Raw genomic sequence first — 19,256 nt, 5'->3', positions numbered from 1 at the left:
ACTTGATGCCCTTCGTAACCATAGACGGCCAACCCCTTCACTACATCGACCAAGGCACTGGCCCGGCGGTTTTGCTGGCCGGCAGTTACCTGTGGGACCAAACCATGTGGGCGCCGCAGATCGCCGCGTTGTCGCAACAGTATCGGGTGATCGCCCTGGACCTTTGGGGCCACGGTGAATCCGGGCCGTTGCCTGCCAGCACAACGTCGCTGGACGACGTAGCGCGCCAGGCATTGGCGTTGCTCGATCATCTGCATATCGATCGTGTGACGCTGGTCGGCCTGTCGGTCGGTGGCATGTGGGGCGTGCGGCTTGCGCTGTCGGCACCGCAACGGCTCAACGGCCTTGTACTGATGGACACCTATGTCGGTGTCGAGCCGGAACCGACCCGTCAGTACTACTTTTCACTGTTCAAGATGATTGAAGAAACCGGCGTGATCTCGCCGCAACTGCTGGATATCGTGGTGCCGATTTTCTTCCGTCCGGGTATCGATCCGCACTCGGCGCTGTATCAGGGATTTCGCGCCAAACTGGCCGCGCTGCCTGCTGAACGCCTGCGCGACAGCATTGTGCCAATGGGGCGGATTACGTTTGGACGGGATGATGTGTTGCCGCGATTGGGTGAGTTGAATGCGGCCAATACGCTGGTGATGTGTGGGGATCAGGACAAACCACGGCCACTATCGGAAGCCCATGAGATGGCCGAGTTGATCGGCTGCCCATGTGTACTGGTGCCGGAGGCGGGGCATATTTCAAATTTGGAGAATCCGGGGTTTGTCACAGCGACGTTGCTGGCATTTTTGACTGACAGAAATCCGCGTCGCGGTTGAGAAAAAGATCGCAGCCTGCGGCAGCTCCTCCATTGGAATGCTGCCGCAGGCTGCGATCTTTTGATCTTGCTTATTTGGGCCCAAGAATCTTCGCCAACTTATCCGGTGACGGTGCACCTTGTTGCTGTTGCAACTCGCCCTTGTCATCCATATAGAAAATCGCCGGCGTGGCTTGCAGTTCAAGCTCTTCCATCAACTGCATGTTCGCCGCGAGTTTCGCCTGAATCGCCGGCGGCACTTCTTTCATGGCCTTGAGCGAACTGCTCTTGCCAGCGGCTTCGTGGTCTTGCAGGGCCTTTTGCGGGTCCTTGGCGGCGAGCAGCGCAGCAGATTTGCCCGGGCTGTCTTCACGAATAATGCCGACCATTATGTGCCGCAACTGCACCTTGCCGGCCTTCACCCATGGTCGTGCCTGTTCCCAGAACATGTTGCAGTAAGGGCAGTTCGGGTCACTGAACAGGTAGACGACACGTGGGGCATTCTTGTCGCCGTCACCGATCCAGTTGCTCGCTTCCATCTTGCCCCAGACTTCCTTGGCCATTGGCGCATATACCAGTTTTTGCAACGGCGCACTGCTCAGGTCGTTGCCTTCGGCGTCGTACAGATTGCCCAGCAGCACATGCTTGCCATCCGGGGTCAGGTACAGCGCCATGCCACGGCTTTGAAATTGCGCCGCATAACCGCGCAAGCCGTCGGGAGCGTCGAACTGGCCGACGATTTTCGCGCCTTTGGCTTCAATCTTCTTGATCGCATCGGGCAACTCTTCAGCCTGCACCGACGGCAGGTGCAGCAGAGCGGCACCCAGGCTCAGGGTCAGCAGGTGGCGGAGGCGGTGCATGGCAGTTTCCTTGAAGAGGTGGCAGGTGCGGTGTCGAAGTTTTCCAGAGCGCGAGCGAGGCTGGCTTGCGACAGTTCACCCAGATGGCTGCCCAACAGGCGACCTTCTGGGCTGTAGAAAAGAGTAGTCGGCAAGGCCATGGAACCGACGGCCTGGCCCAGGCGGCCGCCGCCGTCGAACAGCACGTTAGACAGGCTCAGCCCCTGGGTTTCCAGGAAGGTGCTGACGCTTTGCATGCTTTCGGCCTGATTGACGAACAGAAAGGTCAGATCGGGGCGCTGTTGCTGGGCGTTTTCCAGCACTGGCATTTCCCGGCGGCACGGCGGACACCAGGTAGCCCAGAGATTGATCACCAGCGGGCCGCCCTTGTAATCGGCCAGTTGCACGGTTTCACCTGCGGCGTTACGCAGGGTGATTTCCGGCAGGCGCGTACCTTGTTCGTAAATGCTCAGGGAGAAGGTCGCCAGCAGCCAGAACGCCAGACCGCTGGCCACGCCAAAGCCCAGCGGGCGACGCAAACCGGGGCGGCGCCAGGCACGGTAAACAGACGCGAGCACCAGAGCAATCACCCCCGGCCAGGCAAGAAAGCCACCGTCGCGCAGGTCGATGATCTGCCACGGGTCATTGCGATAATGCATCCAGTAAACGCCGACGAAACTGACTCGCGCCGCCAGCATCCCGATCAGGAACAGACTGAACAACGCCGACTCGGGATTTTCACCACCGCGCTTGGCCACCCGCCAGCCGACAAACGTCGCCAGCGCCAATGCACTGATCAGCAAAAGGTGGTTAAGCGCGATGGCAAAAGTGCCGAGGGTGAATGTCAGCATTAACGAGCGTCTCGGGTGGTGGTCCAGCGTTGCAGGAATGTGCCGGCATCAACCTCGCCGGTGATGCGCTGGCTGCGCCGCTCTTCGCCGTCGGCACCAATCCACAGAAAGCTCGGTGGCCCCGGCACTTTATAGCGGCCGAGCAATTCGCGGCTGGCGGCATTGTCGGCGGTGACATCCAGCCGGAGCAAGCGCACATCGCTCAGGGCTTGCAGTACCTGCGGCTGACCGAACACCTGTTTTTCCATGATCTTGCACGACACACACCAGTCGGCGTAATAGTCCAGCAGTACCCATTGGCCTTGAGCCTGCGCCGCATCGAGTTCCCGTTGCAGGGCGGCGGGCTCCTTGATGGTGGTGAAGGCGTCGTGACCGGTTGGAACCGCCGCAATGGCCGAATTGGAGGCACGGAAAACCTGCAACGGTTTGAACAGATCATCACTGCCACCGGCGGCACCGATCATCAACAGGCTGCCCCACACACCGAGCAGCAGCGAACTGGCACCGAACAAGTGGGCGATGCGACCGAAACCTTCCGACTGTTTCCAGGCGCTGTAAGCGGCGATCAGCAACAGCGCCCCACACAAACCGACCCACAACGATTCATCCAGCACAGGACGTAGCATCAGCAATGCCGTGGCCAGGAACAGGAAACCAAACGCGCCTTTGAGCAAATTCATCCAGGCGCCGGGTTTGGGCAGGAAACGGTTGCCGACAGTCACCAGCAACAACAACGGCACGCCGATGCCGATGCCCATGGCGAACAGAATCAACCCACCGTGCAGCGCATTGCCGCTTTGTGCGATGTAGAGCAGCGCACCGGCCAGTGGCGCCGTCATGCAAGGGCCGACCAGCAGACCCGACAACGCCCCCAGCACACCTGCGCCGATCAGGCTGCCACCGCGTTGATTGCGTGAAACGTTCTCCAGGCGGTCACGCACGGCCACCGGCAATTGCAGTTCAAAGAAACCGAACATTGGCAACGCCAACAGAACGAAAATCGCCGCGAAACTGCCCAGCAGCCAAGGGTTCTGCAATAGCGCCTGCAGGTTTGCACCCAACGACGCCGCGAGCACGCCCATTGCCGCATAGACCAGCGCCATGCTCACCACATAACTGCCGGCCAAGGCGAAACCGCGCTTGGGCGAAGCACCGCTGCCAACGATCAGCCCGGCCAGGATTGGCAGCATTGGCAATGTGCATGGGGTAAACGCCAGCAGTAAACCCAGACCGAAGAACACCAACAGGCTCCAGCCCAATGCGCGCTGTTGCAGGCCACTGGCTAACGCTTGGTCCGGCGCTTCAACAACGGGATTGGCGGTGCTGTTGTTGCCAAGGTCTACAACTTGAGTCTGCGGTGGATAACACAAACCGGCATCGGCACAGCCCTGGAACCCCACCTTGATTTGGCCGTTGGCGCCTGCCGGAATCTTCAGCTCCAGGCCCTGGCGATAGACCTGCTGCTCACCGAAATACTCGTCGCTGTGGGCTTCGCCCTCCGGCAGCACCGGATGCTGATCAGCAGGCAAGCCATCAAATTTGAGACGCTTCTGATACAGGTAATAGCCATCGGCAATCTGCCAGAACAGCTGAGTCTCCCCGGACTCGAGGCGCTCGGAGGTAAAAATGAAAGCTTTGCCGACGGGAAGAAAGTCGGGTTTGGTCTCAAACGGATTGGTTCCCGCCTGGGCCAGACCCGAGATCAAGAGAACAAAAAGTAAAAACAATCGACGCATGGATAAGCCTTGGCTCTGTGCTGATGGGGAGCACAATGGGCGGCGGCGATTAACCGATGATTAACCGGTGGGGTTGAGCGATGGGGCCCGATTCTGGGTGAACGGGCCTGCGCGAAGGGTCAGTCGTCCAGCAAACCGGGCCAGGACTCTTCGTCCACATTGATCGGGCCGGACTCTGCTCGGTTCCTTTGGATGTTGTAGCGTATGTATTGGTTGTTGGTCAGGAAAATATAGTAATAACTGTCGGCGAAAGTCCGGTCGTTTTGGACGGCCGTTATAATTCGATCTTTGTAGTGAGAAAGTCCCGGCCAAGAGTTGGCGTCGATCTTTTCGAGGAGTATGTGTTTTCTTTTATAGTCGAAGGCAACCGAGTGCCCGTCGTTCATGAGGAATCGAAATGCCTGGCTATGGCCAACGAGTTGCCACCAGGTACCCGCCACGATTCGATTAAAATAGGGAAGTAGTGGTGCCCATAACGTTTTCGAGACTGGATACAGGCCCCTGACTTCATCAAGATCCTGATCGAATTTGCAGACCATTGGCACGCCTTTGTCATAATAGAAAAGCCATAAAACATCGTCATCAATGGCTCCTACCGTGTCGGGTGCAATGCCGGTGGTGGCGAATCCGAAGCGCAGGTTTTTGACATGAGTGTGGAATCTGCCCCAATTGCTTTCTTTGACTTCCACGGGATGTCCGTCTGCAACCCGATTGGCACCTATATCAAAGCGGCTATAGGTATTGCTGTCTTTGAAGAAGAAATAACAACGGTCTTTACCGGAGCGCCAATCAACGGCAACGACGTTTTTAAGTGCTGGCATCATCTGATTCCTTTCAGATAAAAGAAGTATGAAAAGTATTGGGTGTTTACTGTTTTATGAACTTCGCTTTCCGAAGTTGGTGTGAGGTTAGCTTTCTTTGTGGAAGTTTTTATAGGCATTTTTAATGGCTGTTTGTTTCTTCTGGATAACACGCTTAACGGTTGGATTAACCGCAGCCAAGAAGCAGCAGGCCAACGAAATGTTCCGGTGCTGTTCGTCCGTCGGTGCGCTTGCCATAATTGCGGCTTAATCCACAGCTGTTTGACTCACGTTTTTACACATGGAGCTCCCATGCACGTACTGGTTTGCGAAGACGATGAGTTGATCGCCAGCGGCATTGTCGCCGGCCTGACTGCCCAGGGCCTGACGGTCGAGCATGTGGCCACGGCGTCTGCCGCCCGGGCGATGCTCAAGGTCGCCGAGTTCGATGTGATAGTGCTCGACCTTGGCTTGCCCGACGAAGACGGCCTCAAGTTGCTACAGCAGTTGCGCCACAACGGACTGGAGTTGCCGGTGCTGATTCTCACGGCCCGGGACTCGGTGACCGATCGCGTCGACGGCCTGCAGGCCGGTGCCGACGATTACTTGCTCAAGCCTTTCGATCTGCGTGAGCTGGCTGCACGCCTGCACACACTGCTGCGGCGGGTGGCGGGGCGCAGCGTCAATCTGATCGAACACGGCGCGCTGACCTACGACCCGAGCAGTCGCGAAACCACCCTCGGCGGCCAACCGGTGGACCTGTCGCGCCGCGAACAGTCGCTGCTGCAGGCCTTGCTGCATAACCGTGGCCGCGTGCTGTCCACCGAGCAACTCAAGGACAGCGTCTACGGGTTCAACGACGAACTGGAAAGCAATGCCCTCAACGTCCATATCCATCACCTGCGGCGCAAACTCGGCAACGGCATTGTCGAGACGGTGCGCGGCCTGGGTTATCGCCTGGGCCCGGCTGATGGCGGAGAACAACAGAAGTGATGAGTTTGCGTTTACGCCTGAGCCTGACGCTCGGCGGCGCGTTTGCCTTGATCTGGGCCCTGGCAGCAGCCTGGATGCTCAGCGACCTGCGCAACCAAATGATGTTTTCCCTCGATCAGCGGTTGGTCGCTTCGGCGCGAATGGTCGCCGGGTTGATGGAGCAATTGCCGCCGGTGCCGAGTAAAGGCGAGGGCACGCATTTCAGCGCAGAACAATTGAATATTCCTGGTGGCATGGCCTGTCAGGTCAGTTCGTTGCGCGGGGAAATTCTCGCCCGCAGTCATAGCGATCCGGGGCAGCCCCTGGAAGCCGAGAAAATGGGCTTCCACGATCAAATGATCGACGGCGCACCGTGGCGCAGTTTCACACTGGCCCGCGGCGATCTGCGCATTACCACCGCTGATCGGCAGATCGAGCGTGAAGCCTTGAACATGTCGATCCTGCTGGCCGCTTCGGTGCCGGTGGGCGTGGCGTTGCTTGGTTGTCTGTGCCTGCTCTGGCTGGGCATTGGCCAGGGGTTGGCACCGCTCAACCGCATGCGTGACGCCTTGATGCGCCGCAGCCCCGACTCGCTCGAACCGTTGCAGGTGCAGCCATTGCCCAGCGAGCTGCAACCGTTGCTGGACACGCAGAATCAGCTGTTCCAGCGCATCGGCAAGACCATCGAACGCGAGCGTCGCCTGACCGGTGACGCCGCCCACGAGCTGCGCAGTCCGCTGACCGCGATCAAGACCCACTTGCAAGTGGCGCGCATGACCGATGGCGCGGCCCGGGATCAATCCCTGGCCCGGGCCGAGGAGGGCGCTGATCGCTTGCATCGGACTCTTGAGCAATTGCTGTTGCTGGCGCGCGTAGAGGGCAGTCTGTCGTTCGATGACGGTGTGCAATGCAGCGCCGAACAAGTGGCGAAACTGGCCATTCAGGACACCGCTGGCGGTGATCGCCAGCGCATCAGATTTCAACTGCCGGCCAAGGTTTCGCCCGCCCCCGTGCAAATGCCCGCAGTGCTGTCGATTGCCGCGCTGCGCAACTTGCTGGACAACGCATTGCGCCATACCCCCGGTGAAGGCGCAGTGGAGTTGAGCCTGCAAACCACCGGCAATCGCGTGCAGTTTGTGGTGCGCGATCACGGGCCGGGCATTGCCGAAGATGACCTGCAACACCTGACCCAACGCTTCTGGCGCAATGGCCAGAGCACCGGCTGCGGCCTCGGGCTGGCAATTGTTCAGGCCATCGTTCAACGCTGCGGCTGCACCCTGCGTTTTGACAGTCGACCGGATGGTTTGCGAGTGGAACTGACCATGCCGTTGCAACCGGTCTGAGCAACACCACACCCCCTGTAGGAGCTGCCGAAGGCTGCGATCTTTTGATCTGTTTCTGAAAATCAAAGTCAAAAGATCGCAGCCTTCGGCAGCGCCTACAGGGGGGATGTGTTGTACATCAAAAGTAACGTCTCTCCATTAGGCCACCTGTCGACATCGCGCTATCGTCCCTCGCAGCTTTGACTCAATGGATTGAGGTAACAGCGCCATGGATGACCCGATACACATCTGCAAGGCCACCCCGGCCGACGCCGGCATCATCAGCCGCATCATAGAGCGCTCGATCCGCGTCGGTTGCGCGCTCGATCATCGCAACGATCCGCAAACCGTTGCTATCTGGACCCACAACAAAACGATTGAACACATCCAGCCCTGGCTCACCGACCCACGGCTGTATCTGAACATCGCCCTGTTGCAGGACAAACCGGTGGGTGTCGCCATGGCTGCGATCAGCGGCAAGGTGGCGTTCTGTTACGTCCAGCCGGAATGGTTTCGCCGGGGAGCCGGGCAGGCTCTGGTGCAAGACCTCGAAGCCTGGTTGATGGGGCAGGGCTTGTACCGGGCACAACTCAACAGCACCAAAACCAGCGAGGCGTTTTACCGGCATCTGGGTTACCAGCCATGCGCCCGAACCTTCATGGTCGCGGGGCTCCATGCCATTCCCATGCACAAAGGACTACCGCCCCCCTCATAGAAAGCTGATCGAGGGTCTAAATCCTTGAGGCGCTGATGCGTTTCCAGAACAGGAAAACCTGCAAGTGCGCCCCGTGACCGGAACGCGCACCTGCCCGGTGTGCAGTTTTGGTCACTATCCACAGCGTATTGAGGGGTCGAGAGATGTCAGTCGCTACCAGCCTTATCGAAGAGCCGCCGGCCCGGGTCGCCCCGACGCCTGCCGAGACGCTTTATCAGTTCAATGAATCGCCGTTGCTGGCCCGTCAGAGCCAGCAGGAATCCAACGCCCGCAGCTACCCGCGACGCATTCCCCTGGCGCTCAAGCGTGCCAAGGGTTTGTATGTCGAAGACGTCGAAGGTCGCACGTTCATCGACTGTCTGGCCGGCGCCGGAACTCTGGCCCTTGGGCATAACCATCCAGTGGTGATCGAAGCCATTCAGCAAGTGCTGACTGATGAATTGCCGTTGCACACGCTGGACCTGACCACACCGGTCAAAGATCAATTCGTTCAGGACCTGTTCGGCCTGCTGCCACCGGCGCTGGCTGCCGAAGCGAAAATCCAGTTTTGCGGCCCCACTGGCACCGACGCTGTAGAAGCTGCGCTGAAGCTGGTGCGCACCGCCACCGGACGCAGCACTGTGGTGTCGTTCCAGGGCGGTTACCACGGCATGAGCCAGGGCGCGCTAAGTTTGATGGGCAGCCTGGGACCGAAAAAGCCTTTGGGCGCGTTGCTCAGCAGTGGCGTGCAGTTCATGCCGTACCCTTACGATTATCGTTGCCCGTTCGGCCTGGGCGGCGCGCAAGGGGTGAAGGCCAACCTGAGTTACCTGGAAAATTTGCTCAACGATCCCGAGGCCGGCGTGCAATTGCCAGCGGCGGTGATCGTTGAAGTGGTGCAGGGCGAGGGCGGAGTGATCCCGGCCGATCTTGGCTGGCTGCGTGGTTTGCGCCGGATCACCGAAAAGGCCGGCGTGGTCCTGATCGTCGATGAAATCCAGAGCGGATTCGCCCGCACCGGCAAAATGTTCGCCTTCGAGCACGCCGGGATCATTCCGGATGTGGTGGTGATGTCCAAAGCCATCGGCGGCAGTTTGCCGTTGGCGGTGGTGGTTTATCGCAACTGGCTCGACACCTGGCTGCCGGGCGCGCACGCCGGGACCTTCCGCGGCAACCAGATGGCGATGGCTGCCGGTTCTGCGGTGATGCGTTACCTGGTCGAGCACAAGGTGTGCGAACACGCCGCCGCCATGGGCGAACGTCTGAGCGAACACCTGCGCATCCTGCAGCGGGACTTCCCGCAATTGGGGGACATTCGTGGTCGTGGGCTGATGCTTGGCGTCGAACTGGTCGATCCGACCGGCACGCCGGATGCGTTGGGTCATCCGCCAGTGTTTGCGCACCTGGCGCCACTGGTGCAGCGCGAGTGCCTCAAGCGCGGCTTGATCCTCGAACTGGGCGGTCGGTATGGCGGCGTGGTGCGTTTCCTGCCACCGCTGGTGATTACCGCCACGGAAATCGACCGCGTGGCCGAGATATTCGGCCGGGCCATGGCGGCAGCCACTGCCAGCCTCTAAATTTTCCGGCCCTCGGAACGTTCCTTCTACATAGCGGCTGCACGCAATGTTGCAGCCCACCCTACAGTGATGGAGAAACAGCATGACTTCAGTATTCGACCGCGAGGACATCCTCTTTCAAGTCGTGGTCAACCACGAAGAGCAATACTCGATCTGGCCTGATTACAAGGCGGTGCCGGAGGGCTGGCGTACCGTGGGTAAAAGCGGGCTGAAAAAGGAATGCCTGGCTTACATCGAGGAAACCTGGACTGACATGCGTCCGCTGAGCTTGCGCCAGAAGATGGACGAGCAGGCGGCTGTGGCTCACTAAAGTCACTGCGCACAAAAAACCCGCATTCAGCGGGTTTTTTAACATCAAAAGATCGCAGCCTGCGGCAGCTCCTACATGGAATGCACCCTGTAGGATCTGTCGCAGGCTGCGATCTTTTGACCTTAGGCCGAAGGCCCTCCGTCCAGCCCCTTGATGACCAAATCCACATTCCCTTCCAGTTCTGCCACCGGGTCTTCGGCATCGGTGCTCAACACCACCAACCGACTCCCGGACTCGCTGATCACTGCTTTCAGCGCATCGGATGGCTGACGATGATGCAGCACCACCGCGACGTTATTCTCCTTGAGCATCGCGGCCAATTCTTTCAGCGCTTCAGGCGTCCATTCAGCATCCGGCCGGGCATCAAGGCCGACCAGCTCCAAGTTAAGACCACCGATCAGATAACCGAAGTGATCGCTCAGGCTCATCACGCTAAGGTTATCGGTGGCCGCCAGACGCGCTTCGCTGTCGGCGCTGAGCTTGAGCAAACGTTGCTTGAGCGCTGCCAGATTCGCCTCAATGGCAGGTTTGGCCGCAGGTGCCAGACGCACCAGGTCCGCCGCCATCACGTCCGCCATCCTTCCCATGTTATTGCTGGCCAGCCACGGTTGGCTGTTCAAACCATCAACCTTGTTGCCCGGCTGCACGGCAATGCCGGGCAGGGCGCCGTCGACCGGGCGAGCGGCGTCGACTTCGATGATGCGGATGTTGCTGCGCCGCGCGATCGGGTACAGCGGATCATCCGGCCACAGCGAGCGCAGGCCAATCACCGCGTCGGCGTTGGTCGCCAGTGTGGCCAGTGCCGGGGCGCCACGACCGGTGAAGTAAGCGGTCTGACGACTGCCGGGCAGATTCGCCGGGGCGGCGCGTTCGAGGCTGACGTCGGTGCCTTTGAGCAGCACTTCGCCCAAGCCATAAGTGACTGGCAAGGACGCCAGCACGCGCAGCGGTTTGGCGTTGTCAGACGCGAATGTGGTGTGGGCCAACCCGCACAGGGCGATGGCGAAGGTCAGTTGTCGCAGAGAGAATGGCATTTATCCAAGGTTCCCTTTCAGGCTGGGGACGACACCGCGCGCGATGGCGGACAGGGCAAAGGCGATACCGGCCACCAGAATGATCGCGGCGCCGGACGGGATCGGCAGGTCAAAGACAATCGGCGCAAGAATCCCGCACAGTGTGCTCACCGTAGCGATCAGCACCGAACACCAGAAAAAGCCTTTCAGCGATTGGCTGAGCAAACGTGCCGCCGCTGCCGGAATGACCAGCAAGGCACCGACCAGAATCGCACCGATGACTTTCACTGCGGCAACGGTGATCAGGGTCACCAGAATCACGAACAGGTAATCCAGGGTTTTCACCGCCACACCGCGCACCGCCGCCAATTGCGGGTTGAAGCTGGCGAGCATGATGCGGTTGTACAGCGGCAAGGCCAGCGCCATCACCAGCGAACCGACGATGGCCAGCACCAGCAGGTCATTGCCGTTGACTGTCAGCACCGAACCAAACAGCACGTTCTCCAGAATGTGCACGTTGATCTTGCCCGCCAGAATCAACAACAGGCTCGCGCCCAGTGCCAGGGACACCGAGAGGAACACACCGATCAAGGTGTCCGGCGCCAGGCCGGTGCGGTTGCGCAGGTAATTGAGCAGGATGCCGAACAGCAGACAGTAGCCGAACAGGCTGCCATAAGGCCCGGTGTAGGGTTCGCCGAGCAGGATGCCGATGGCCACGCCGGTCAGCGCCGCATGACCCACGGCTTCGGAGAAAAACGCGAAGCGCTTGACCACCACCAACGTGCCCAAACCGCCCAGTACCGGGCCGATGAGCAATCCGGCGAGCAGCGCGTTGACGACAAATCCATAGGCCAGCGCCTCGGGCAGGTAACCCGAGGAGGCCCAGCCTTGCACCATCAAACGAAAGGCTTCGTAGCTCATCAGGCAAGGCTCCGTGGATGGGTCGAAAACAGCGTCAGCAGACGATCCGGGGTCAGTGCCTGTTGTGGCGTGGCGTCGAACAGCACCCGGCGATTGAGGCCGGTGACGTGATCGGCCAGACGCCCCACGGCTTCCAGATCGTGCTCGATCCACAGTACGGTGATGCCGCTTTGGCGCCAGTCACCAAGCAGGCGTTCGAACACCTGAATGCCGGCCTCGTCGAGGGCCGACATCGGCTCATCGAGCACCAGCAACTGCGGCGCCGGAATCAACCCTTGCGCCAGCAACACCCGCTGGCGCTCGCCGCCAGACAGAGCACCCATGCGTCGCTTGCGTTTGTCCTGCATGCCGACCCGTTCCAGCGCCTCGCCAATCGCCGCCGCGTAGTGCTTGCTCAATCCGAGAAACGCCGGGCGTCGCTGGCACATCGCGGCCATGAAATCATCGACGGTCATTGGCAGGCCACGGTCGAATTCCAGTGCCTGCGGCACGTAGCCGATGGTGCCGGGATTGCCCGGCCATTGCAGGGTCAGACGGCCCTGATGAGGCATCTGCCCGAGCAAGGTCTTGATCAGCGAACTCTTGCCGCCACCGTTGGGGCCGACCAGTGCATGCACGCTGCCGGGATGAACCTTGAAAGTGACGTTGTCGAGGATCGTCGTGCGGCCCAGTGTCAGGCTGACATCTACAAAATCCAGCGTCGGCCCGGAAACCTGTGGGAGCGAGCCCGCTCGCGACAGCGGCGTGTCAGTCGACGTATGTGTAACGGCTGAATCCGTCCTCGCGAGCAGGCTCGCTCCCACAGGGGATTCGTTGAGGGTTTCTTTTGCGGTCATGAACCGGACTCCTGAATCGCCCGCACCACGGTGTTGAGGTTGCCGGTCATTTCCTTTTCATACTTGTCGGCGGTGTATTCGCCGTAGGAAATGTGCGACAGCGGATACAGCTTCACCCCGGATTCACGCTGGATGGTGTCGACGTAGGTGGACGGGAAATCCATCTCCGAGAAGATCACCTTCACGTCCAGTTCGCGCAGTTGGTCGATGGTCTTCTTCAGTTGGCTCGGGCTCGGCTCGATACCGTGGGCCGGTTCGACCACGGCGGTCACTTCCAGGCCGAACTCGCGCAACAGGTAATCGTAGGCTGCGTGCACCGTGGCCACCCGCAGTTCGGCGTTTGGTGCCTGAGTCAGTTTGGTCAGGGCGTCGGCGCGCATCTTGCGCAGGCGCTTGCCATAGGCGCGGGCATTTTCGGTGTAGGTTTTGGCATTGGCCGGGTCGAGCTTGCCCAGTTCTCTTGCGATGTTATTGACCTGGGCGATGGAGGCGCTGATCGACAGGAAGGTATGCGGGTTGACCACTTTGCCGGCACCGCGCGCGGCAACGCCGGTAGCGGCCAGCAGCGGTACGTTTTCGTTGGCTTCGATCACCGGGATGTTCGGGGTTTCGCTGGCGGCGATCATGCGGTCGGCGAAGTCGTCATGACCAACGCCGTTGAGCACGATCACGTCGAGCCCGCTGATGCGCTTGATGTCCTCGGCCCGTGGTTCATAGGCGTGAGGGTTGAAACCGGCCGGAATCAGTGGCACCACATCGGCCTTGTCGCCGACGATGTTCGCCACGTAGCTGTAATAAGGATGCAGGGTGATGCCGATGCGCAGGCGCTTGGCCTCGTCGGCAATGGCCAGGGGAGTCAGCAGGCAGGCCAGCAGGCCGATCAGTGCCAGGCGCAGTACAGAGCGTAGAGATGAAATGGGCATGGGAAAGCGGTCTTCTCTCGGATGAAGGCGAGGGTTCAGTGCCGGTGCTGGCGGGTCACGCCGGCATCGAATTGTGCGACGATCTGCTGCCAGCCGGCGCTTTCCAGCGCTGCATCGGTGAGATCGCGCGGCGCGATAATCGTTTTGTCGCGACTCAGCCAGATGTCCGGGGCATCGTCGCCAGCGGTCAGTCGCATCAAAAACGAGCCGGCCACGGTCGGTGTCTGGCTCTGTCCGAAATAGGCCTTGGCGTCGAGCAGCTGCCAGGCATGACCGCCGCGACTGACTGAGCTGGCGTCCTGCGCAAACGGCGCAAAGCCTTCGTCGGCGAGGGCTTCGGGTGTCGGCAGGGTTTGCTGTTCCCGACGCAACAGGTGGATCTCGTCCAGCGTCACGCGCAAGTCGGCGTAGATGCCTTGCTCGGATGCACTGAGGTCGCGTCGGGCGTCCAGTTGATGGCTGCTCACGCTGCTTACGTCCTGGGACTCGTGGCGCCAGGTGACCACTGAACCTGCCACCACCAGAATCATCAGGCACAACAGCAAGACGTAGAGGGTTTCATGGCCGGCACCGGCCGGGCGGACAACTTGCGTGGTTGGGCTACTCATGGCGCTTCGATGTCCGCTTGGTCAATCTCGACGACGTGGCCGGGGCCGGCGTCGAACAGTACGTAGAACTCGGCACCGGGTTTCTTGAAGGTCAGGGTCGAGTCAGCGCCAAGCTTGCCCGGCACGAGGATGGTTTCGTCGTAGCCGATCACATCGAGGGTCACGCCCGGTGCGCCGCTGCCGTCAGAGAACCCGCCGATGCATTTGATCTGCTCGGCGTCGATGGCTTTGCATTCGCACATTGGGTTGTGGGCCTGGGCGCTGGTGCTGAAACCGGCGCAGAGCACCAGCAATACGGCGCCCAGAGGACGAATTGCGTTGATCATGGTTGACCTCCTTGTGAGTTCAGCCAAGCGAGGGTGGCAGGTGAGGCCTGGCGCAGAGGAATAGATGCCTGGTGCATGGAGCCGTCCCAGCCTTCCATGGTGATCCACAGTTCGGCGTCGGCCTTGGTCTTTTCCGGGACCGGCAACATGGCGCCCATGCGGTATGGCGTGCCGAAGAAAATCACGCCGGCGGCACGCAGGCTGCGGGGTTTGCCGATGCGCAGGTATGTGGCCTTGACCTGCTCGCGGCAGCTGTCGCACAACGCTGCGTTAAAGCTCTTCATGTAGCCGGCCGGACCGTCGAGCTGCGGTGCTTCATTGCGAAACTCAGCCAGGCGCACGCTCCACGGACCGACCTGGATGTCGCCGATTTCCCGTTCACCGAGGCCGGTATCACCGCGAAACAGTGCGGCATCGGCGAAGTATTTGGGCATGAATCCCAGCGGCACCAGCAGCAGCAGAACGTTGATGTAGAAGCGCCATTTGTGCCAGAAACGACTCAAGGTCGACCCCAGTTTTTCCGCAGCGAACAGGCTCATTGGCTGACCTCCGTGGCGTCTTGCCTGACGGCCGGAGTGGTCTGGTTGCGCGGGCGCTTGTTGCTGCGCTTGAGGGCGTTGGCCGTGGCCAGGGCAGTGCGTTTGGTCCAGATCAACAGACCGCTGAGGACCATCATGCTCAGCAGCAGGCCGAAGAAGAACCAGATCAGCTTGATCCAGATCCCGCCAAAATCGCCGGTGTGCAGCGGTCGCATGGATTCAGTGACGAACTCAAGGCCAGAGCGGTCCGACAGCAGGCGCGTGGCCGCGATGTCACCGGTGTACGGGTTGATGTCGGCGGTCTGGTACATCAGCGGATACCAACTGCGCCCGCCCACCGACAGGTAGCTGTAGGCGTTGGCCGGCAGGCTGACAAAACTCTCGTCCAGGCCGGGGATGCGTTCCTTGGCCTCGCGGATCGCCGCTTCCAGGCTGATCATCGGTGCCGGTGAACCATCGGCGGTCAGCGGCACGCTTTCACGCGGGACCACGGCGGCGACCGGTGCGGTGGAGATTGAAATCTGGTTATCGAACATGAATGCCTGAATCAGAAACCAGGTGCTGGTGATGGCAATCACCGCGATAAACCAGATCGACCAGATGCCACTGAGGCGGTGGAAATCACCCCAGAAAATCCGCGCACCGTGACGGACGCGTAGCGTCGGGCGGAAGAAGCCCTTCCAGAATTTTTTGTACACCACCAGCCCGGTCACCAGCGACGCCAGCAACGGCAGGCTGAGGAACGACACCAGATACCAGCCCCAACTGTAACCATTGGTGAACGGCACCAGCCACCAGCCATGCAGGGCGCGGGTGAACGCCTGGAAGTTGAATTGCGGCGCGGGGCCCTGAATAGCACCCGTGTAGGGATTGACGTAGACCGTCAGCGAACGGCCGTCGGGGTAGCTCACCCTCACATCCAGGGCAAAGTGCGACTCATCGGGTCGGCTGATTTCTTCGATCAGGGTGTCGGGTTCGGCTTTCTTGATCGCGGCGACGATCTGGTCATAGTTGAGTCGTGGCGCATCGTCCGAAGGCTGGCTGGCGCGCATTTGCGGGTTGGCCAGCCAGACGATTTCCTGGCTGACCACCGCCAGCGTGCCGGTTACACAGACGATCAGGACGAAAAACCAGATCGGCAGCGCCAGCCAGCTATGGACCAGAAACCAGAGTTTGGAACGGGATTTCTTCGACATGATTTAGGGTCTTGTTTCGATGAGAAGGCCTCTGCTACGGGCTTCGCAGCGACGAGGTCGACGAAAGTCCAGTCGTGGCTTTTGCCTACGCGAAAGGACTGCATCTAAATAAGACGGATGAGCACGGGAAATCCCGAAGGGGGATATGAAAGAAAATGTTTCGTGGTTTTATCGGGGATAAACAGATGGTGAGTGAGGGCCCCATCGCGAGCAAGCTCGCTCCCACATGGGACGGTGTACACCGATCAACTGTGGGGGCGAGCTTGCTCGCGATGGCGGCCTATCAGACAACGAAGCACTCAACCTTGCTGAAACATCTCCTTCGCCCGCTGTTCAATCTGTTCCTGAGTCAGATCCTCCTTGCGCGTAGCCAGGAACCACAGATGCCCGTAGGGATCTTTCAAAGTCCCGGAGCGATCGCCATAAAACTGATCCTTGACCTCCGATACGACGGTACCGCCGGCCTCAATCGCCTGTTTATAGGACTTATCCACATCGGTCACATACAAATGCAGACCCACGGAAGGCGAAGTGTCCGGATTGCTCAACGGCCCTTGATCGCACGGTGTGCCCAACATGATCGGGCAATCGCCGATGCGCAGTTCGGCGTGGCCAATGCCACCGTCGGGCATCGACAGGCGCATGATTTCGATGGCGCCGAAGGCTTTTTTGTAGAACTCGATGGCTTCGGCAGCTTTTTGAATGCCCAGGTACGGGGTGATGCTGTGATAGCCCTCTGGAATGGGTTTGACGCTCATGATCGTTCTCCCTGAATTAATTATGCGTTGAAGATCGGTGATCCGGCGGACCAAGTGTAGGAGCTGCCGAAGGCTACGATCTCTTGATTTTGACTTTCAGCATGTTTCAAGTTCACAAAAAGATCGCAGCCTGCGGCAGCTCCAACAGGGGCGAATCGAACACTTGCGTCGTTGTTCAGCCATCAACAGCGAAGCAACAGATTGTCCTGCTTTGCCATCGTCAAACCCCTCGAAAACACTTAAACCGCCCGTAAACACTGACCCACGCACTCAGGCACAGAAGCTGCAATGACCTTCGATAAACACTGGTATCGAGAGTCTTGTATGTCCGAATCTGCCGTTTATCCGATCAATCCGCCTGCCGCCCATCGGATCGCCGACGAAGCTGACGCCCTGCGCGTGGCCGAGCGTGTCGCCGCGATCCTGCTGGAGCACGCCGCCGAACGTGACCGCAGCCGCCAGGTGCCCGCTGAAATCGTCGATCTGTATTCCAACAGTGGCCTGTGGGGCATCAGCGTGCCGAAAGAGTTCGGCGGCGCGCAGGTGTCCTACGCCGTGCTGGCGCAAGTCATCGCGATCATCTCGGCAGCCGATCCGTCCCTGGGACAGATCCCGCAAAACCACTACTGCCTGCTGGAGGACATTCGCCTGCAAGGCACCGCGGAGCAGCAGGCGCATTTCTTCGGGCTGGCGCTGCAGGGCCATCGTTTTGCCAATGCCTTGTCGGAAACCGGCGGCAAAAATGTGCAGGACATTCAGGCAACCATCCGTCGTTATGGCGACGGTCATGTAATCAACGGGCGCAAGGGTTACTGCACCGGTTCCCTTTACGCTCACTGGCTGGCGGTGCTGGCGCTGGATGAAGAGCAGAAAGGTCAGTTGGCCTTTGTCGAACGCGGCACCGAAGGACTGGTGATCGTCGACGACTGGGACAGCATCGGTCAACGCACCACGTCCAGCGGTACGGTTTTGGCTGAAGACCTGCACGTCTCGGCGTTCAACCTGTTCCCGACCTATCGCTCCTATGAAAACCCGACCCTGGCCGGGCCGTTCGCTCAGTTGACTACCGCCGCCATCGACGCCGGCATCGCTCGCGCGGCCCTGCGCGACACCATCGCTTTCGTTCAGCAGTTCGCCCGACCGTGGATCGATGCGGGCGTGGAAAATGCCAGCGAAGACCCATTAACCATCATTCAGGTCGGCGGCCTGGAAATTCGCCTCGAAGCCGCCGAAGCCTTGCTTGAACGGGCCGGTTGGGCGCTGGATGCGGCGCGTCCGGCACCGGATGAAGACAATGTTGCACGGGCCTCTTTGGCTGTCGCCAAGGCCAAGGTCTTGACCACCGAAATCGCCATCGAAGCCAGCAACAAACTGTTTGAGCTCGGCGGCACCCGTTCGACCTTGAAGAAGCACAACTTCGATCGGCACTGGCGCAATGCCCGGGTTCACACCCTGCATGACCCGGTGCGCTGGAAATACCACGTGGTCGGCAACTGGCTGCTCAATGGCGTGAAACCACCGCGCCATGACTGGTCGTGACCATGGCCGAATTGTTCAAGAACATTTATTGGGCCGATATCGGCCAGGCCTGCCTCGACACCCTGAGCATGCTCGGCGCGGCCCTTGGTTTTACCGTGTTGCTGGGCCTGCCGCTGGGCGTGCTGCTGTTTCTTACTGGCAAGCGCCAATTGCACGAGGCCGTCGGGATTTATCGGGTGCTGTCGGTGATCGTGAATATGCTGCGTTCGTTGCCGTTCATCATTTTGCTGATCGTGTTGATTCCCCTGACCACCTTGCTGGTGGGCACCTCGCTGGGTGTGCCGGGGACCATTCCACCGTTGGTGGTCGGCTGCACGCCATTTTTCGCACGGTTGGTGGAAACCGCATTGCGCGAAGTCGATCGCGGCGTGGTGGAAGCGACCCAGGCCATGGGTGCCAACACTTGGCAGATCATTCGTTTCACGCTGCTGCCCGAGGCCCGTGGAGGGTTGTTGGCGGCCGTCACGGTGACCGCGATTGTGCTGGTCGATTACACGGCGATGGCTGGTGTGATCGGTGGCGGCGGGCTGGGCGACCTGGCGATCCGCTACGGCTACCAGCGTTTCCAGACCGACGTCATGGTCGTCACCGTGGTGCTGTTGTTGGTGCTGGTCCAGGCCCTGCAAATGAGTGGCGACCGTCTGGTGGCGCGTTACAGCCACCGCTGAAGATTTCATTGAAAACAACC

General features: G+C 60.0%; 21 protein-coding genes. 8 read left to right on the top strand and 13 right to left on the bottom strand.

Annotated features, from left to right (window positions below):
• Nucleotides 1-5: 5 nt before the first annotated feature.
• Nucleotides 6-830, top strand: a complete 825-nt coding sequence (locus KUF73_RS21535) for an alpha/beta fold hydrolase (protein WP_218440047.1) — start codon at nucleotides 6-8, stop codon at nucleotides 828-830.
• A 70-nt stretch (nucleotides 831-900) separates the two neighbouring features.
• On the opposite strand, the gene dsbG is transcribed toward KUF73_RS21535, so the two are convergent.
• The 4 genes from dsbG to KUF73_RS21515 form a co-directional block, all read right to left on the bottom strand.
• Nucleotides 901-1,668: a thiol:disulfide interchange protein DsbG gene (dsbG, locus tag KUF73_RS21530; protein ID WP_218440046.1), complete on the bottom strand. Its 768-nt coding sequence runs from the start codon at nucleotides 1,666-1,668 to the stop codon at nucleotides 901-903.
• Nucleotides 1,644-2,498 (bottom strand): TlpA disulfide reductase family protein, encoded by an 855-nt coding sequence (locus KUF73_RS21525; protein WP_218440045.1) that lies wholly within the window; start codon nucleotides 2,496-2,498, stop codon nucleotides 1,644-1,646. The genes dsbG and KUF73_RS21525 overlap by 25 nt, the downstream gene beginning before the upstream one ends.
• Entirely contained in the window at nucleotides 2,498-4,234 is a 1,737-nt protein-coding gene (gene dsbD / locus KUF73_RS21520; protein ID WP_218440044.1) for a protein-disulfide reductase DsbD, read from the bottom strand. Before dsbD ends, KUF73_RS21525 begins: the two co-directional genes overlap by 1 nt.
• Before the next feature lie 119 nt (nucleotides 4,235-4,353).
• Nucleotides 4,354-5,055, bottom strand: coding sequence for a hypothetical protein (locus tag KUF73_RS21515; RefSeq protein WP_218440043.1), 702 nt, complete (start codon nucleotides 5,053-5,055; stop codon nucleotides 4,354-4,356).
• Between the two features lie 291 nt (nucleotides 5,056-5,346).
• On the opposite strand from KUF73_RS21515, the gene KUF73_RS21510 reads away from it, so the two are divergent.
• The 5 genes from KUF73_RS21510 to KUF73_RS21490 all read left to right on the top strand — a co-directional run bounded on the left by KUF73_RS21510 (nucleotide 5,347) and on the right by KUF73_RS21490 (nucleotide 9,909).
• Nucleotides 5,347-6,027 (top strand): response regulator, encoded by a 681-nt coding sequence (locus KUF73_RS21510; RefSeq protein WP_218440042.1) that lies wholly within the window; start codon nucleotides 5,347-5,349, stop codon nucleotides 6,025-6,027.
• Complete coding sequence (locus tag KUF73_RS21505; RefSeq protein WP_218440041.1) at nucleotides 6,024-7,349, top strand: ATP-binding protein; 1,326 nt, start codon at nucleotides 6,024-6,026, stop codon at nucleotides 7,347-7,349. The genes KUF73_RS21510 and KUF73_RS21505 overlap by 4 nt, the downstream gene beginning before the upstream one ends.
• A gap of 208 nt (nucleotides 7,350-7,557) precedes the next feature.
• Nucleotides 7,558-8,043, top strand: coding sequence for a GNAT family N-acetyltransferase (locus KUF73_RS21500; RefSeq protein ID WP_218440040.1), 486 nt, complete (start codon nucleotides 7,558-7,560; stop codon nucleotides 8,041-8,043).
• A gap of 143 nt (nucleotides 8,044-8,186) precedes the next feature.
• Nucleotides 8,187-9,599 carry an aspartate aminotransferase family protein gene (locus KUF73_RS21495; protein WP_218440039.1) on the top strand — a complete coding sequence of 471 codons (1,413 nt, stop codon included), beginning with the start codon at nucleotides 8,187-8,189 and terminating at the stop codon, nucleotides 9,597-9,599.
• Between the two features lie 82 nt (nucleotides 9,600-9,681).
• Nucleotides 9,682-9,909 (top strand): MbtH family protein, encoded by a 228-nt coding sequence (locus tag KUF73_RS21490; RefSeq protein ID WP_128608950.1) that lies wholly within the window; start codon nucleotides 9,682-9,684, stop codon nucleotides 9,907-9,909.
• 122 nt (nucleotides 9,910-10,031) lie between these two features.
• Here KUF73_RS21490 and KUF73_RS21485 read toward each other — a convergent pair whose 3' ends face one another.
• The 9 genes from KUF73_RS21485 to KUF73_RS21445 all read right to left on the bottom strand — a co-directional run bounded on the left by KUF73_RS21485 (nucleotide 10,032) and on the right by KUF73_RS21445 (nucleotide 17,029).
• Nucleotides 10,032-10,943 carry a metal ABC transporter solute-binding protein, Zn/Mn family gene (locus tag KUF73_RS21485; protein ID WP_218440038.1) on the bottom strand — a complete coding sequence of 304 codons (912 nt, stop codon included), beginning with the start codon at nucleotides 10,941-10,943 and terminating at the stop codon, nucleotides 10,032-10,034.
• A complete protein-coding gene (locus KUF73_RS21480) occupies nucleotides 10,944-11,843 on the bottom strand; it encodes a metal ABC transporter permease (protein WP_218440037.1) in 900 nt (299 codons plus the stop codon). It abuts the gene before it with no gap.
• Complete coding sequence (locus KUF73_RS21475) at nucleotides 11,843-12,679, bottom strand: metal ABC transporter ATP-binding protein (protein WP_256345669.1); 837 nt, start codon at nucleotides 12,677-12,679, stop codon at nucleotides 11,843-11,845. Before KUF73_RS21475 ends, KUF73_RS21480 begins: the two co-directional genes overlap by 1 nt.
• Entirely contained in the window at nucleotides 12,676-13,602 is a 927-nt protein-coding gene (locus tag KUF73_RS21470; RefSeq protein WP_218440036.1) for a metal ABC transporter substrate-binding protein, read from the bottom strand. The genes KUF73_RS21475 and KUF73_RS21470 overlap by 4 nt, the downstream gene beginning before the upstream one ends.
• Before the next feature lie 35 nt (nucleotides 13,603-13,637).
• On the bottom strand, nucleotides 13,638-14,210 hold the full coding sequence (locus KUF73_RS21465) for a DUF6162 family protein (RefSeq protein WP_218440035.1): 573 nt from the start codon (nucleotides 14,208-14,210) through the stop codon (nucleotides 13,638-13,640).
• Entirely contained in the window at nucleotides 14,207-14,536 is a 330-nt protein-coding gene (locus KUF73_RS21460) for a hypothetical protein (protein ID WP_218440034.1), read from the bottom strand. Before KUF73_RS21460 ends, KUF73_RS21465 begins: the two co-directional genes overlap by 4 nt.
• Nucleotides 14,533-15,075, bottom strand: coding sequence for a thiamine pyrophosphate-binding protein (locus KUF73_RS21455; protein WP_218440033.1), 543 nt, complete (start codon nucleotides 15,073-15,075; stop codon nucleotides 14,533-14,535). The genes KUF73_RS21460 and KUF73_RS21455 overlap by 4 nt, the downstream gene beginning before the upstream one ends.
• Nucleotides 15,072-16,271, bottom strand: a complete 1,200-nt coding sequence (locus KUF73_RS21450) for a PepSY domain-containing protein (protein WP_218440032.1) — start codon at nucleotides 16,269-16,271, stop codon at nucleotides 15,072-15,074. The genes KUF73_RS21455 and KUF73_RS21450 overlap by 4 nt, the downstream gene beginning before the upstream one ends.
• 299 nt (nucleotides 16,272-16,570) lie before the next feature.
• Nucleotides 16,571-17,029, bottom strand: coding sequence for a VOC family protein (locus tag KUF73_RS21445; protein WP_218440031.1), 459 nt, complete (start codon nucleotides 17,027-17,029; stop codon nucleotides 16,571-16,573).
• Between the two features lie 324 nt (nucleotides 17,030-17,353).
• Between KUF73_RS21445 and KUF73_RS21440 the strand changes: the two genes are divergently transcribed.
• Both KUF73_RS21440 and KUF73_RS21435 read left to right on the top strand, forming a co-directional pair.
• Entirely contained in the window at nucleotides 17,354-18,568 is a 1,215-nt protein-coding gene (locus KUF73_RS21440; protein ID WP_218440030.1) for an SfnB family sulfur acquisition oxidoreductase, read from the top strand.
• 2 nt (nucleotides 18,569-18,570) lie between these two features.
• Entirely contained in the window at nucleotides 18,571-19,236 is a 666-nt protein-coding gene (locus tag KUF73_RS21435) for a methionine ABC transporter permease (RefSeq protein WP_218440029.1), read from the top strand.
• Nucleotides 19,237-19,256 lie beyond the last annotated feature (20 nt).

This window comes from Pseudomonas sp. PD9R (assembly GCF_019200975.1).
Lineage (GTDB): Bacteria > Pseudomonadota > Gammaproteobacteria > Pseudomonadales > Pseudomonadaceae > Aquipseudomonas.
Note: the sequence above shows the minus strand (reverse complement) of the source record. Positions and strands in the feature narration are given on the sequence as shown.